Origin of the sequence: Niveibacterium sp. COAC-50, from assembly GCF_013184235.1 — a bacterium.
Lineage (GTDB): Bacteria > Pseudomonadota > Gammaproteobacteria > Burkholderiales > Rhodocyclaceae > Niveibacterium > Niveibacterium microcysteis.
This window is the reverse complement of sequence record NZ_JABCJM010000001.1, coordinates 460315-474645: the sequence shown is the minus strand read 5'-3', so window position 1 is coordinate 474645 and position 14331 is coordinate 460315. Positions and strand designations below refer to the sequence as shown.

At 63.4% G+C, this 14331-nt stretch carries 13 protein-coding genes, 1 tRNA gene and 1 other RNA gene; 2 read left to right on the top strand and 13 right to left on the bottom strand.

Annotated elements, in window-relative coordinates; all coding sequences use genetic code 11:
• Window positions 1-56: 56 nt before the first annotated feature.
• Both HH302_RS02115 and dnaX read right to left on the bottom strand, forming a co-directional pair.
• Entirely contained in the window at window positions 57-392 is a 336-nt protein-coding gene (locus HH302_RS02115; RefSeq protein ID WP_172197515.1) for a YbaB/EbfC family nucleoid-associated protein, read from the bottom strand.
• 15 nt (window positions 393-407) lie between these two features.
• A complete protein-coding gene (dnaX, locus tag HH302_RS02110; RefSeq protein ID WP_172197512.1) occupies window positions 408-2291 on the bottom strand; it encodes a DNA polymerase III subunit gamma/tau in 1884 nt (627 codons plus the stop codon).
• A gap of 157 nt (window positions 2292-2448) precedes the next feature.
• On the opposite strand from dnaX, the gene HH302_RS02105 reads away from it, so the two are divergent.
• The gene (locus HH302_RS02105) at window positions 2449-2652 is read left to right on the top strand and encodes a hypothetical protein (protein WP_172197509.1); all 204 of its coding nucleotides are present in this window, start codon (window positions 2449-2451) and stop codon (window positions 2650-2652) included.
• Window positions 2653-2716: 64 nt separating this feature from the next.
• Here HH302_RS02105 and ffs read toward each other — a convergent pair.
• From ffs to rnr, 3 genes are all read right to left on the bottom strand, one after another.
• Window positions 2717-2814, bottom strand: an RNA gene (gene ffs / locus HH302_RS02100) — signal recognition particle sRNA small type.
• 130 nt (window positions 2815-2944) lie between these two features.
• The gene (rlmB, locus tag HH302_RS02095) at window positions 2945-3688 is read right to left on the bottom strand and encodes a 23S rRNA (guanosine(2251)-2'-O)-methyltransferase RlmB (protein ID WP_172197507.1); all 744 of its coding nucleotides are present in this window, start codon (window positions 3686-3688) and stop codon (window positions 2945-2947) included.
• The gene (gene rnr, locus HH302_RS02090; protein WP_172197504.1) at window positions 3681-6317 is read right to left on the bottom strand and encodes a ribonuclease R; all 2637 of its coding nucleotides are present in this window, start codon (window positions 6315-6317) and stop codon (window positions 3681-3683) included. The genes rlmB and rnr overlap by 8 nt, the downstream gene beginning before the upstream one ends.
• A 92-nt stretch (window positions 6318-6409) precedes the next feature.
• Here rnr and HH302_RS02085 point away from each other — a divergent pair.
• Window positions 6410-6494: transfer RNA gene (locus HH302_RS02085), tRNA-Leu, on the top strand.
• Between the two features lie 157 nt (window positions 6495-6651).
• On the opposite strand, the gene HH302_RS02080 is transcribed toward HH302_RS02085, so the two are convergent.
• From HH302_RS02080 to der, 8 genes are all read right to left on the bottom strand, one after another.
• Window positions 6652-7959 carry an adenylosuccinate synthase gene (locus HH302_RS02080; RefSeq protein WP_172197501.1) on the bottom strand — a complete coding sequence of 436 codons (1308 nt, stop codon included), beginning with the start codon at window positions 7957-7959 and terminating at the stop codon, window positions 6652-6654.
• Window positions 7960-7961: 2 nt separating this feature from the next.
• Window positions 7962-9128, bottom strand: coding sequence for an ATP phosphoribosyltransferase regulatory subunit (locus tag HH302_RS02075; protein WP_172197498.1), 1167 nt, complete (start codon window positions 9126-9128; stop codon window positions 7962-7964).
• Window positions 9129-9133: 5 nt separating this feature from the next.
• Window positions 9134-9319, bottom strand: coding sequence for a DUF2065 domain-containing protein (locus HH302_RS02070; RefSeq protein WP_172197495.1), 186 nt, complete (start codon window positions 9317-9319; stop codon window positions 9134-9136).
• 3 nt (window positions 9320-9322) lie between these two features.
• A complete protein-coding gene (gene hflC, locus HH302_RS02065; protein WP_172197492.1) occupies window positions 9323-10213 on the bottom strand; it encodes a protease modulator HflC in 891 nt (296 codons plus the stop codon).
• On the bottom strand, window positions 10213-11466 hold the full coding sequence (gene hflK, locus HH302_RS02060) for an FtsH protease activity modulator HflK (RefSeq protein WP_172197489.1): 1254 nt from the start codon (window positions 11464-11466) through the stop codon (window positions 10213-10215). Before hflK ends, hflC begins: the two co-directional genes overlap by 1 nt.
• Before the next feature lie 39 nt (window positions 11467-11505).
• The gene (gene hflX / locus HH302_RS02055; protein ID WP_172197486.1) at window positions 11506-12615 is read right to left on the bottom strand and encodes a GTPase HflX; all 1110 of its coding nucleotides are present in this window, start codon (window positions 12613-12615) and stop codon (window positions 11506-11508) included.
• Window positions 12616-12659: 44 nt separating this feature from the next.
• A complete protein-coding gene (gene hfq / locus HH302_RS02050; RefSeq protein WP_172197483.1) occupies window positions 12660-12902 on the bottom strand; it encodes an RNA chaperone Hfq in 243 nt (80 codons plus the stop codon).
• A 94-nt stretch (window positions 12903-12996) separates the two neighbouring features.
• The gene (gene der / locus HH302_RS02045; RefSeq protein WP_172197480.1) at window positions 12997-14325 is read right to left on the bottom strand and encodes a ribosome biogenesis GTPase Der; all 1329 of its coding nucleotides are present in this window, start codon (window positions 14323-14325) and stop codon (window positions 12997-12999) included.
• Window positions 14326-14331: the final 6 nt, after the last annotated feature.

Here is a 14331-nt window from a genome sequence, read left to right as displayed (position 1 = left end):
GCTTCAGTTGTGAGGCGCGTAGCTCCGCACCTGGCAGAGCACCGCGCCCCATTGGCTCAGAAGGGCAGTTTCATGCCCGGCGGCAGGTTGAGTCCGGCGGTGAAGCCGGCCATCTTCTCCTGCGTGGTGGCTTCAACCTTGCGCACCGCATCGTTCATGGCGGCGGCGACGAGGTCTTCAAGCATTTCCTTGTCATCCATGACCGAGGGATCAATCGTCACGCGGCGCACATCGTACTTGCAGGTCATCTGAACCTTGACCATGCCGGCACCCGACGCACCCTCGACCTCGATCAGCGCCAGGGCTTCCTGCGCCTTCTTCATGTTTTCCTGCATCTGCTGGGCCTGCTTCATCAGCCCGGCCAGATTGCCCATGCCACCACCCTTGAACATCGCTTGCTCTCCTTCTTAAAGCGGTTTTACCGACGCTTCCACAAGCGTCGCATCGAATCGTTCGATCACTTCGCGCACGAAGGGATCGGCTTCCAGCGCCGCCACGGCATCAGCATGGCGACGCTGCTTTTCAATCTGGTTGCGCTGTGCCGGCGTTTCACTGGCAACGGCGCCGATCTCGATACCAAGACGCGCAGCACGCCCCAACAGGCCGGTCAGCGCGTCCTGCAACTTGTCGCGCGTGCTCTGCATCGCGGCCAGATGTTTGTGCGTTTCGGGCAGGCGCAAGCGCACCAAGGAACCATCGAAACCCAGCAGCTCGCATTGCTGCGCGAGCTCACGCACCAATCCGCCCAGCCGCATCGCGGCAACCATGCCATGCCAGTCGTCGAGCGCGCCATTCCAGCTCGCCGGCTCGACAACCGCAGGCGCCACCTCGGCAGGCTTCTGCGCGGCTTCGCGTGCAGCTGGCGCAGCGGTACGTGCCTCCGCCTGCACATAGGGTGGATCAAATGGCGGTTCGAAATCCGGCTCGAGTACCGGTTCGTAGCGGTCATCGAAACCTGGATCAAACGGCGGTTCGCTTTGCGGTGCAGCAACAGTCGGCGCTGGCGCAGCAGGCTCTGGTTCGGGATCAGGCGCAGGCTCGCGCGGCGTCGACACCGCCACCGGCGCTTGCGCGCGCGGTGCCGCGGCGGGTGCAGCCTGTGTCTGCGGCGCAGTGGTTGCGACCTGCGGAGCGGCCGGCATTGGTCGCGCGCGCGGCGCACCGCCACCCGAGGGCGCCCCACCCTGCGCACCGCGTACATCGCCCGGCATCTCCGGGCGGAACGCATGCAGGCGCAGAAGTGTCATCGTGAATCCGGCATAGGGATCCGGCGCCAGCGCAAGATCGTCGCGACCATGAATCGCAATCTGATAGGCCAGCTGCAGGAATTCCGGATCAAAACGCGCTGCCAACGCTTCAAGCTGCGCACGCTCCTGCAGGTCCATGATGGCCTGCGGGGCGAACTGGGTCAGCGCAAGACGATGGAGGAGACTGGCAAACGCCTGCAATGCGGCTTCAAAACTGAGGCTGCGTGCCTGCATCTCGTCAGCCACCGCCAGCATCGCCGGAAGGTCTTGTGCCGCAAGGCCTTCCACAAGCGCGTAGAGCTGATCCTCGCCAACCGAGCCCAGCATGTCGCGCACGCCCTGCTCCTCGACACGGCCCGCGCCATGCGCGATCGCCTGGTCAAGCAAGGACAGCGCATCACGCATCGAGCCGTTCGCGCCGCGCGCAAGGTGGCGCAAGGCGCCGGCCTCGAAGGGCACGTTCTCCTGCTCAAGGATGCGCGACAGGTGATCGACGATGTGCCCCGGCGGCATTTGCTTCAGATTGAACTGAAGGCAGCGCGACAGCACGGTGACCGGAATCTTCTGCGGATCGGTGGTCGCGAGGATGAACTTCATGTGCGCGGGCGGCTCTTCCAGCGTCTTGAGCATCGCGTTGAACGCATGCCCGGTGAGCTGGTGCACTTCGTCGATCATGTAGACCTTGTAGCGACCGCGGGTCGGCGCATAAGCCGCCTTGTCCAGCAGCGAGGCCATGTCGTCCACGCCACGGTTGCTCGCGGCGTCCATCTCGACGTAATCGACGAAGCGCCCGGCATCGATTTCCTGGCAGGCCGAACACACGCCGCACGGGGTCGCCGTCACCCCGGTCTCGCAGTTCAAGGCCTTGGCGAGGATGCGCGAGATCGTCGTCTTGCCGACCCCTCGCGTGCCGGTAAAAAGCCAGGCGTGGTGCAGGCGGCCGGTGGCCAGCGCATGCGTCAGCGCGCGCACCACATGCTCCTGCCCGACGAGGGTGTCGAAGCTTTTTGGGCGCCATTTGCGCGCCAGCACCAAGTAACTCATGCGGGGGATTCTAGCAGAGGGTCGGAGGGGCCCCGCGAGCGGTGCGGCGTAGCCGACCGATAGGCAAACCTGATGGCAATGGTTGCTTTAATCAATTGGCCCTACCGAAACCAAACGACCACACTGAGCAACACCAACAGAGCAACGGGAGGCCACCATGAACCAGATCACTCGCAGCCAAACCCTGCGCCGCGCACGCCGCAGCCTTGGGCTCGCCATCTTCATGGGCGGTGTAACGGTTCTGGCCATGCAGGGCGCCAGCGCGATCGGAGCAGACCGAACGCCGCATCTCGACCCGCGCATCCACACGATCAGTTCGCCGGCGCACGGTATCGGCAAGCATGTCGGCATCGCGACGTAAGGACGCACAGCGCTGAAAAAGCAAAGGGCGCCGAAGTTTCCTTCGGCGCCCTTCTCGTATTCAGGGTGGCGAGCCTGACCCCCGGCACTTGCAGGGAGCGGTTATGGCTGCTTCCTTCCGGACCTGACCAGATTCCCACGCTGCAATGCGAGGAGACCCGCCACGCCGAATCATAACACGGCGAAAGCGGACATCTGCGCGGCAATGCGCCGTCTCACGACGCGAGGTCGCCGCAGCCCTTGCGCAGCCGATACTTGGCGCTGCGCGGAGGGCGAACCGCCGAGCAATCGCCTTAGGCGCTACGCGTGCGCTGCCTCCTCGCCTCAAACAGGCAGATTCCGCTGGCAACCGAAACGTTGAGGCTCTCGACCGAGCCGTACATCGGGATCTTCGCCAACTCGTCGCAGGTTTCGCGCGTGAGTCGACGCAGCCCATCACCCTCAGCCCCCAGCACCCAGGCGAGCGATCCACGCTGGTCGATGGCGTAGAGGTCCTTCTCCGCCTCGCCCGCCGCGCCGACACACCACACGCCAGCATCCTGCAACTCGCGCAGCGTGCGGGCCAGGTTGGTCACGGTGATGTAGGGCACGGTGTCTGCAGCGCCGCTGGCAACCTTCATCGCCGTGGCGTTGAGCCCGACCGAGCGGTCCTTCGGCGCAATCACCGCATGCGCCCCAGCGCCGTCTGCCACACGCAACGCAGCGCCAAGGTTGTGCGGATCAGTCACCCCATCGAGCACCAGCAGCAGGGCCGGTTCCGTCAGGCCTTCGAGCACATCGTCGACTTTCAGCGCGCGCTGCCGCGCGTCGATTTTTGCGACAACGCCCTGGTGGCGGTGGGTACCCGCCATGCCATCCAGCCGTGGCCCATCCACCGGATGTAGCCGCACGCCCGCCAGCTCGGCGCGTGCCACAAGGTCCTTCGCCCTTGCATCGGCGCGTTTGGCGTCCAGATAGATTTCGAGCACCGATTCCGGGTCATGCCGCAGCTTGGCGCCAATCGCGTGAAAACCATGGATGTAACGCGTTTCAGCCACGACGGCCTCCCTTCTTGCGCGGGCCACCCTTGGGCGCCGGCTTCTTGCCTGTCGGTGCGGGCTTCCCGCCGGTTGCCTTACGCGGCGCGGCGCCAGCTTTCTTCGCTGGCTTGCTGCCTGCCTTCTTCGCACCCGCCGGTGGCGGGCCGCTGCGTTCGCGTGCCGGCCCAGCCGTCTTGCGGCGGCCTGCTCCGGCGCCCGGCACCTGGGCGCCGGCCTTCACCCCCTGAAGCTCGCGCCAGCTCACGAACTCACCTTCGTCATCGTCCAGCGATGCCACGACCGGTTTCTCGCGTGCATCGCCACGCGCGGCGTCGCGCGCAGTCTTGCCGCGACGCGCGGTTGCCGACGGCGTGGCCTCGACCAGGCGGAAGTCGATCTTGCGGCTTTCGAGGTCCACGCGCACCAGTTGCACCTTCACGCGATCGGACAGACGGAAACGCTGCCCGGTGCGCTCGCCCACCAGTTCGTGACGCGCATCGTCGAAGTGGAAATAGTCGGCACCCAGATCCGAGATGTGCACCAAGCCTTCGATGAACACATCGTCGAGCGCCACGAAAATACCGAACGGGACGGCGGCAGAAACGCTGCCTTCGAATTGCTCACCGATCCGGTCTTGCATGAAGAAACACTTGAGCCAGGCCTCGACATCGCGCGTAGCTTCGTCAGCACGACGCTCGGTCGCGGAGCAATGCGCGCCGACTTCATCAAGATCCAGCGCGGCGAGCGCTTCCGCCGCTTTGCTCTTCTTGCGCGGCTGCTGCCGAGCGATCACGGCCTTAATGGCGCGATGCACCAGCAGATCCGGGTAGCGACGAATCGGCGACGTGAAGTGGGTGTATGCGTCGTAGGCAAGGCCAAAGTGGCCGACGTTGTCCGGGCTGTACATCGCCTGGCGCAGCGAACGCAGCATCACCGTCTGCAGCAGCTGGCGATCCGGCCGCGTCTTGATACGGTCGATCAAACGCGCAAAATCAGATGCGGCAGGGTCGTCGCCACCGCCCAGGTCAAAACCGAATTCGCCGAGGAAGGTCCGCAGCTTTTCCAGCTTCTCCGGCTTCGGCCCCTCGTGAATCCGATACAGCGCCGGCTGTTCGTTGAACTCGAGGTATTCGGAGGCGCATACGTTGGCTGCGAGCATGCACTCCTCGATCAGGCGGTGCGCGTCATTGCGCGTCTCCGGCACGATCTTCTCGATCTTGCCCTGGTCGTTGAACACCATGCGCGTCTCGGTCGTCTCGAAATCGATCGCACCGCGCCGTGCGCGCGCCTTGAGCAGAATCTGGAACACCGCGTCGAGCGACTCCAGATGCGGCAACAAGGGCGCAAGCTCTGCACGCGTGGCCTCATCCTTGTCATACAGGGCTGCGGCAACCTTGGTGTAGGTCAGGCGCGCCTTCGAATGCATGACGGCAGGGTAGAAGCGATAGCGCTGAATCTTGCCGGTCACCGAAATCGCCATGTCGCAGACCATGCACAGGCGATCGACGTTGGGATTCAGCGAGCACAGGCCGTTCGAGAGCTTCTCCGGCAGCATCGGGATGACGCGGCGCGGGAAGTACACCGAATTGCCGCGTTCGTAGGCGTCCTTGTCGAGCGCGCTGCCCTCGGTGACATAGTGGCTCACATCGGCGATCGCGACGACCAGACGCCAGCCCTTGCCAACCGGTTCGGCGAACACTGCGTCATCGAAGTCCTTTGCGGTCTCTCCGTCGATCGTCACCAGCGGCAGTGCGCGCAAGTCCTCGCGGCCACCGCCCAGATCACTCTCGCGCACCGTATCGGGAATCCGCGCCGTCTGCGCTTTGGCAGCCTTCGAGAACTCAAACGGCAGATCGTGCTTGCGCAGGGCGATCTCGATTTCCATGCCCGGATCGGCGTAAGCACCCAGCACCTCGACCACCTTGCCGATGGGCTGGCTGTTCTTCGTCGGTTGCTGCACGAGCTCGACGGTCACGACCTGACCAGCGACGGGAAGCTTGGTACGCCCCTCGCGCGCGAGCAGGATCTCCTGGTTGATGCGTCGGTTCTCGGCCACAACGTAGTGCACGCCGTGCTCTACAACGACGCGACCAACCAGGCGCTCGTTAGCACGCTCGAGCACTTCGACGATCTTGGCTTCGCGACGCCCCTTCCAGTCCGCTCCGGTGACCCGCACCAGGGCGCGGTCGCCGTGCAGCACGGCCTTCATCTCGCGCGGGCCGAGGAAGAGGTCGTCGCCGCCCTCCTCCGGCTTCAGGAAGCCAAACCCATCGGGATGGCCTTCCACCCGGCCGCGAATCAGATCCGCCTTGTCCGGCAGGATGTACGCGCCACGACGGTTGCGCATCATCTGACCGTCGCGTTCCATCGCACCGAGGCGGCGCGCAAACACGTCAGACTCTTCGAGCGTGATGTCGAGCGCGTCGGCGAGATCTTCGCCGGTCATCGGCACGCCGCGATCCGTCAGGGTCTGCAGGATGTACTCGCGGCTCGGTAGCGGATATTCGTATTTCTGCAGTTCCCGTTCGAGAAACGGATCTGCGCGCCGAATCTTCGAGAGCGCCGGGCCAGCAGCCTTCTTGCTCACGCGCTTCTTCGGTTCGGCCGCCGGCGTAACTTCAGCGGCGGTATCGGGTACTTCACTCATCGTCGGCTTGCGTGAGCGCATATTTTTCTTTGGTGTTGTTGACAATTCAATTCCTTCGTTTATACTTCTGTTCTCGCTGCGGAGCAGCGAATGCCCAGGTGGCGAAATTGGTAGACGCGCTAGTTTCAGGTACTAGTGCCGCAAGGTGTGGAGGTTCGAGTCCTCTCCTGGGCACCAAGAATTTCGCAAAGAATGCCAGCTCTTCGAGCTGGCATTTTTCTTTTGTGCTTTCCCTGCACGCGTTTCCGTTTCGCCTTCGGTGTAGTGGTTTGGGCGTTTCATCGAGAGGTCTGGCCGCCCATCGCAGCCAGACCCCATCTGTTGCTGCCTGCCCTCAGCCCTTGAACGGGTGGCGCAGAACGATCGTCTCTTCGCGATCAGGGCCCGTCGAGATCATATCGACCGGCACGCCGCAAAGCTCTTCGATACGGCGCAGGTAGGCGCGCGCATTCGCCGGCAAAGCGTCGTAGGACTTCACGCCCACCGTCGGCTCGTTCCAACCCGGCATCGTCTCGTAAATCGGTTCGCAGCGCGCAACGCGATCGGCGCCGATCGGCAGCAGGTCGATGATCTTGCCGTCGAGTCGATACCCCGCACACAGCTGTAGCTCTTCGATGCCATCAAGCACATCGAGCTTGGTGATGCAAAGACCCGAAACGCCATTGATCTGAATCGAGCGCTTGAGCAAGGCCGCGTCGAACCAGCCGCAACGGCGCACGCGCCCGGTGACGGTGCCACGCTCGTGGCCAACCGTCGACAGATGATGGCCAACGCAGCCCTCTTCCTCGATTGGCAGTTCGCTCGGGAACGGGCCTGCACCGACGCGGGTCGTGTAAGCCTTGGTGATGCCCAGGATGTAGTGGAGCATGTTCGGGCCAACACCCGAACCGGGCGACGCTGCGCCCGCCACACAGTTGCTCGACGTAACGTACGGGTAGGTGCCGTGATCAACGTCCAGCAGCGTGCCCTGCGCGCCTTCAAACAGCAGGTTCTCGCCGCGGCGGTTGACCGCATGCAGCGCAGCCGACACGTCGCCCACGAGCGGCAGCACCCTCGCCGCGTTCGCCATCGAGGCGTCGTAAGTCTGCTGGAAATCGACCGCCTCGCCGCCGAAATACTTGGTCAGCACGAAGTTGTGATAGTCGAGGTTCTCGCGCAGCTTCTCGGCAAAGAGATCCGGATAGAACAGATCCAGCACGCGCAGCGCGCGGCGGGCGACCTTGTCTTCGTAGGTCGGCCCGATGCCCTTGCCGGTCGTGCCGATCTTGGCTTCGCCGCGGCGGGCTTCGCGTGCGAGATCCAGCTTCTGGTGATACGGCAGGATCAGCGGGCAGCCTTCGCTGACCATCAGGCGTGAGCGGACTTCAATGCCACCGGCTTCCAGCTTGTCGATCTCGTACAGCAGATGCTCGGCATTGACGACCACGCCATTGCCGATATAGCAGCGTACGCCATCGCGCATGATGCCCGACGGAATCAGGTTCAACGCGTACTTCTGCCCCTTGATCACCAGCGTGTGGCCGGCATTGTGACCGCCCTGGAAACGCACAACACCCTGCGCGTGATCGGTCAGCCAGTCGACGACCTTGCCTTTGCCCTCGTCACCCCACTGGGTGCCGACGACGACAACGTTTCTTGCCATGCTCAATCTCCCTGAAGCGGGACGACCACCCAACGGTCGCCCTGCAGAACCAATTCCCGATCACATCCGGCTTCGCGCCAGGTACCCTCATGCCCCGGCAGCGCACGCGTGACGATCTCACCAGCGGCGCGAAGCGAGGCAACCGCCTGCGCGAGCAACGGATCGTCGCCGGCCGGCGCCAACACCGCACCGGGCAACACGGCATCCAAATCCGCGTCGATCAGGTCACGCAGATCATTGACGCTGAATCCCGTCGCCGGACGCGCACGCCCGAACGCGCGCCCCACCTCGTCGTAGCGACCACCGAAGGCCACGGCGGCTGGCGAGGTACCACAGAAGGCCGCAAATACCAGCCCGCTGTGATAGTCGTAGCCGCGCAAATCCGCGAGGTCAAATGACAAGGGCAGATCCGGCAATGCCTCAGCAATCGCGCGCAGATCGGCCAAAGCAGCCTGCACAGCCGGAATTGCGGGCAACACCGCGGCAGCGCGTGCAAGCACACTGACATCACCGTACAGCACCGGCAACTGCCGCAAGGCGGCAGCAGCCTCGGCCGGCATGCTGGCCGTCATCGCCTCCAGCGTCGGCACATCCTTCGCCTGCAGCACGGAAAACAGCTCTCGCTCCTGCTCTGCGCTCAGCCCGGCGAGCTCCGCGAGCGCGCGGAACAGCCCGATGTGACCAAGGTCGATGCGCGAAGCCTTCACGCCAGCGACGTCGAGGGTTCGCGACAGCATGCGGATGACCTCGATATCGGCATCGATGCCGGCGTGGCCATAGATCTCGACGCCAAGCTGCATCGGCTGACGGCTCGCCAGAAGGGAGCGCGGGGTCGTCCGCACGACGCTCGCGGCATAGCAAAGACGCGTCACACCCTGCCGATTCAAGAGGTGCGCATCAATCCGCGTGACCTGCGGCGTGATATCGGCGCGCAATCCGAGGACGCGACCGGTGAACGGATCGGCCATGCGGAAGGTGTGCTCCCCCATCTCCTTGCCGGTACCGGAAAGCAGCGACTCGACGTACTCGATCAGCGGCGGCATCACCAACTGGTAGCCGTGGAGCCGGAACTCGTCGAGCAGGCGGCGGCGCATCGCCTCAAGGCGAGCGGCCTCAAGTGGCAATGCGTCTTCAATATGGTCGGGCAAAGCCCAGCGCGGCGACGACATGAGTATCAGTGCGAAAGGATCAGGAGAATCAGGCCGACCAGCATTGAGGTCAGCCCGATGAATCGGATTTGGCCGTCTGCGAGGCTGGCAACCTGCAAAAAGACTTTGCGCCACACACCGGGCGCCAGAAAGGGCAGCAGGCCTTCGAGCACCAGCATCAGCGCGAAGGCCATGAACAGGGTATCAAACATGGCCTACTTGCCGGCGCCGCCCTTGTTGCTGCCGGCTCCGCGGTAGTACTTGAAGAACTCCGAGCCCGGATCGACGACCAGCACGTCGCTGCGGTTCTTGAAGCTCTGGCGGTACGCTTCCAGACTGCGGTAGAAGCTGTAGAACTCGGGGTTCCGATTGAAGGCTTCCGCGTAGATGGCGGCCGCCTTCGCGTCACCCTCGCCCTTGACCTTCTGCGCGTCGCGGTAGGCCTCGGCGATGATCACTTCGCGCTGGCGATCAGCATCGGCGCGAATCTTCTCAGCCTCGGCTGAGCCCTGCGAGCGCAGCTCGTTTGCAACGCGCTTGCGCTCTGCCTCCATCCGGCTGAAGACAGCGGCGCTGACTTCGGTCGGCAACTCGACGCGCTTGAGGCGAACATCCACCACCTGCACGCCGATCTTGCGCGCATCGAGGTCGGCCTTGCTGCGCATCTCGTTCATGATGCGCTCGCGTTCGCCGGAGACGACTTCATGCACGGTGCGCTTGCCGAACTCTTCGCGCAGGCCAGCATTCACGGTCTGCTCAAGCCGGGTACGGGCGCGCGCTTCATCGCCGCCAACAGCCGTGTAGTAGGCCTTTGGATCGACGATGCGCCACTTCACGAACAGATCAACCAGCACGTTCTTCTTTTCGCTGGTGATGAAACGTTCGGGATCGCTGGTTTCAAACGTGAGGATGCGCTTGTCGAAGTAGCGCACGTTCTGCACCAGCGGCACCTTGAAGAACAAACCCGGCTCGTTGGCGACACGACGGATCTCGCCGAGTTGGAAGACGATCGCGTACTGGCGCTGATCCACCGTAAAGACGGCGAGCGACAGCACCGCGATGATCGCGAGAGCAAACCCCGCGAGCAAAGGCAAACGTTCGCGCATCAGCGCTCTCCCCTTTCGCGCGAACGCATGGCTTCGCGACTACGATAATCGGCAGGCACCGGCACATCGGCCTTCGGCGGCGCGACCGGATCCGAGCCAGCCGTGCTCGCCGGACGACTCGGCGTGGCAGCAACGTCCGGCGCTGCCACCGGCGCGCTTGGGCCCTGAGCGGTCGCCTGCATCAGTTTGTCGAGCGGCAGATAGAGCAGATTGCCATTGCCCTTGGCATCGACCAGCACCTTGGTGGTGTTGGCAAAGATCTGCTGCATGGTGTCGAGGTACATGCGCTGGCGCGTCACCTCCGGCGCCTTCGCATACTCGGTGACAATGCTCTTGAAGCGCGAGGCATCGCCCTCGGCGTTCGCAATCACGCGAGCCTGGTAGCCCGCCGCCTCTTCGAACAGGCGCGATGCCGTACCCTTGGCCTTCGGCACGACGTCGTTGAAATAGGCCTGACCTTCATTCTTCTGACGCTCGCGATCCTGCCCTGCCTTCACCGCGTCATCGAATGCCGCCTGCACCTGCTCGGGCGGCTGTGCATTCTGCATCGTCACCTTGGAGATCATGATCCCCGCCTGATAGCGGTCCAGGATTTCCTGCATCAGCGTCGCGGCGTTCGTCGCAATCTGCTCACGGCCCTCGTAAAGCACGAAGTCCATCTTGCTCTTCCCGACGATCTCGCGGATCGCGGACTCCGCCGCCTGAACGACGTTTGCGTCCGGCTCACGGTTGTTGAACAGGTACTCCTTCGGATCCTTCAACACGTACTGCACCGCGAACTGAATGTTCACGATGTTTTCGTCGTCCGTGAGCATCAGCGATTCATTCAACACCTTGTTGCGCTCGCTGCCGCGATAGCCGATTTCGACGGTACGCACACCAGTCAGGTTGACCAGTTCGTGCGTCTCGATCGGGTAGGGCAAACGCCAGCGCAAACCCGGTTCGGTGCTCTGGATGAACTTGCCGAAGCGCAGCACGATGCCGCGCTGGCTCGCATCAACGATGTAGAAGCCGCTCGCCAGCCATAGCGCAGCCACGACGCCGGCGATCAAGCCGATGCCGCCACCGATCTGGCCGGGGCTTGGCGAATTACCACCCGAGTCGCCGCCGCCGCCACCCTTGCGACCAAAGAAGCCGGACAGGCGGCGATTGACATCGCGCCATACCTCTTCCAGATCGGGCGGCCCTTGATTGCCGCCGCGGTCGCCACCACCCTGATTGTTGTTGCCCCAGCGCGGGTCGTTGAGAGACATGAGAATTCCGGTGATGACCATAGGGATGGTCCTTGGAGATCAGCCCGGCTCTGCGGGCACGTCCTCGCCGAGCAACAGCTCGGCGAGCGCTTCGCGCAGGCCATCAAGGCCGGCGCCAGTCTGAGCGCTGACAAAAACGCGGGCGATGTTACCACAGGCGTCCCGCTCAACCTTGGGCGCCGCTAGGGTCGCATCGATCTTGTTCAGCACGAGAATCTGCGGCACATCACCTGCGCCGATTTCCTGCAACACCTGATTAACCACCTCGATCTGAGCTTCACGGTCGTCGCTGGCGCTGTCCACCACATGCAGCAAGAGATCAGCGCTTGCCGTCTCTTCCAACGTCGCGTGGAACGCTGCCACCAGAGAGTGCGGCAAGTCGCGGATGAAACCGACCGTATCCGACAACACCACGATGCCACGACCAAGAAACACTCTCCGGGAAGTCGTGTCGAGGGTCGCAAACAGCTGGTCGGCCGCATAGGCGCCCGCCTTAGTCAGCGCATTGAACAGCGTCGACTTGCCTGCATTCGTATAACCGACTAGAGAGACCGTCGGAATGTCGCGACGTTCCCTTGCACGTCGACGTGTCTTGCGCTGGCGTTCAACCTGGGCGAGGCGCTCCTTCAGCGCCTTGACCCGCACGCCGAGCAAACGGCGGTCGGTTTCGAGCTGCTTTTCGCCCGGGCCACGCAAGCCAATGCCGCCCTTCTGCCGCTCAAGGTGGGTCCAGCCCCGCACCAGGCGCGTTGCCAGATGCTCAAGCTGTGCCAGCTCGACCTGCAACTTGCCTTCGTGGCTCTTGGCACGCAACGCGAAGATGTCGAGGATCAGCGCATTGCGATCGACAACGCGGCACTGCAGCTCGCGTTCGAGATTTCGTTGCTGAACCGGGGATAACTGGTGATTGAAGAGCACCAGATCGGCCTGGTGTTCTTGGCATGCAGCGCCAATTTCTTCCACCTTGCCGCGCCCAGCGAACAAGGCTGCATCGGGTGCGCGCCGCTTGCCGCGCACGACGGCCAGCACTTCAGCGCCGGCGCTCTTGGCGAGGAGAGAGATTTCGTTCAACCGCTCGACCTGGCCGGGTTCGCCGAGATCGAGTTGAACGATGACGGCCCTGTTACCGCTCGCGGGCCGTTCAAACATTCAGCGAACGGCCGCTTGCGCGGCCGCTTTCAGACAGCGTGCGTTCAATCCTGCTTGTCTCCATGATCCTGCTGGATCGAGACCGGACGCGCCGGTACAACGGTGGAGATGGCGTGCTTGTAGACCATCTGAGTGACGGTGTTCTTCAGCAGCACGACGTACTGGTCGAAGGACTCGATCTGACCCTGCAGCTTGATGCCGTTAACCAGGTAGATCGAGACCGGAACATGTTCCCGGCGCAGCGTATTCAGAAACGGGTCTTGTAGCAGTTGCCCTTTGTTGCTCATTTCGGGTGTCCTCTTGTGTGCTTGTAATAATCATTCGATGGGCGCATGTCCCGGGGTAGATCGAATGCGGGGTCAGCCGTGTCCCCGCCAAGCCCTATTCCGTGTCGGAGAACGGATTGCGGGCCGTCTTGAATTGTATCCGCAACGGCGTGCCCTGTAGCTTGAAGACTTCCATGAAGTTGCGCTCAAGGAAGCGCTTGTAAGAATCAGGGATGTGCTCAAGCGCGTTGCCATGCACCACGACCACCGGCGGGTTGGAGCCCCCCTGGTGCGCATAGCGCATCTTCGGGCGGAAGATGCCGTGGCGCGGCGGCGCCTGCTTCGTAATCGCCGCTTGCAGCGTGCGGGTCAGCTTCGGCGTCGCGAGCTTGATCATCGCCGCAGCGTAGGCGCCATCGACGGAACGCATCAGCGCACCAATGCCGTCGCCTTCCAGCGCCGAAATGTAGTGGAACTTTGCCCAGGACAGGAAGTTGAGCTTGCGCGCCAGATCGTTCTTGAGCTGTTCGCGGCGATAGCTATCCACCGCATCCCACTTGTTGACCGCCACCACCATCGCGCGACCGGACTCCAGCGCGAAGCCGGCGATGTGCGCGTCCTGCTCCGAGATGTCCTGGCTCGCGTCGAGCACCAGTACCGCGACGTTCGATTGCTCGATCGCCTGCAGGGTCTTGATTACCGAGAACTTCTCGATCGCTTCGAACACCTTGCCCTTGCGGCGCAGACCAGCGGTGTCGATCAGCGTGTAGTTCTTGCCATTGCGCTCGAAGGGGATGGAGATCGCATCACGCGTCGTGCCCGGCATGTCGAAGGCGATAACGCGCTCTTCACCCAGCAGCGCGTTGATCAGCGTCGATTTGCCGACGTTCGGACGGCCAATGATTGCGACCTTGGGGCCACCCGAGCCGTCGTCCTCACCCTCCGGATCGACCGGAAACGGTGCCAGCGCGGCATCGATCAGGCCTCGCACACCATCACCGTGCGAGGCGGAAATCACGATCGGATCGCCAAACCCAAGTTCATGGAAGTCCGCAGCCACAACGGCGCGGTTCATGCCCTCGCCCTTGTTGACGACCAGATGAACCGGACGCCCGGTACGGCGCAGTTCGACGGCGATTTGCTTGTCTTGCGGCGTCAGGCCCGCGCGGCCGTCCACCAGGAACAGCAGCGCATCGGCCTCGGCGATCGCCTGATCGGCCTGGCGCGCCATTTCGGCAAGGATGCCGTCCTTCGCGGCCGGCTCAAGACCGCCGGTGTCGACCACGAAATACGGCCGGTCGCCGAGGCGGCCGATGCCGTAGTGACGGTCACGCGTCAGGCCGGGCATGTCTGCCACGAGCGCATCACGCGATCGGGTCAAACGGTTGAATAGCGTCGACTTGCCAACATTCGGACGCCCGACGAGGACCAGGGTGGGTTTCACTGCATT

Coding starts and splice junctions, on each gene's coding strand:
- hflC (WP_172197492.1), bottom strand. CDS start 10,213: ATGCGCGAACGTTTGCCTTTGCTCGCGGGGTTTGCTCTCGCGATCATC.
- hfq (WP_172197483.1), bottom strand. CDS start 12,902: ATGAGCAACAAAGGGCAACTGCTACAAGACCCGTTTCTGAATACGCTG.
- HH302_RS02070 (WP_172197495.1), bottom strand. CDS start 9,319: ATGTTTGATACCCTGTTCATGGCCTTCGCGCTGATGCTGGTGCTCGAA.
- HH302_RS02075 (WP_172197498.1), bottom strand. CDS start 9,128: ATGTCGTCGCCGCGCTGGGCTTTGCCCGACCATATTGAAGACGCATTG.
- hflK (WP_172197489.1), bottom strand. CDS start 11,466: ATGTCTCTCAACGACCCGCGCTGGGGCAACAACAATCAGGGTGGTGGC.
- hflX (WP_172197486.1), bottom strand. CDS start 12,615: ATGTTTGAACGGCCCGCGAGCGGTAACAGGGCCGTCATCGTTCAACTC.
- dnaX (WP_172197512.1), bottom strand. CDS start 2,291: ATGAGTTACTTGGTGCTGGCGCGCAAATGGCGCCCAAAAAGCTTCGAC.
- HH302_RS02105 (WP_172197509.1), top strand. CDS start 2,449: ATGAACCAGATCACTCGCAGCCAAACCCTGCGCCGCGCACGCCGCAGC.
- HH302_RS02080 (WP_172197501.1), bottom strand. CDS start 7,959: ATGGCAAGAAACGTTGTCGTCGTCGGCACCCAGTGGGGTGACGAGGGC.
- HH302_RS02115 (WP_172197515.1), bottom strand. CDS start 392: ATGTTCAAGGGTGGTGGCATGGGCAATCTGGCCGGGCTGATGAAGCAG.
- rnr (WP_172197504.1), bottom strand. CDS start 6,317: ATGAGTGAAGTACCCGATACCGCCGCTGAAGTTACGCCGGCGGCCGAA.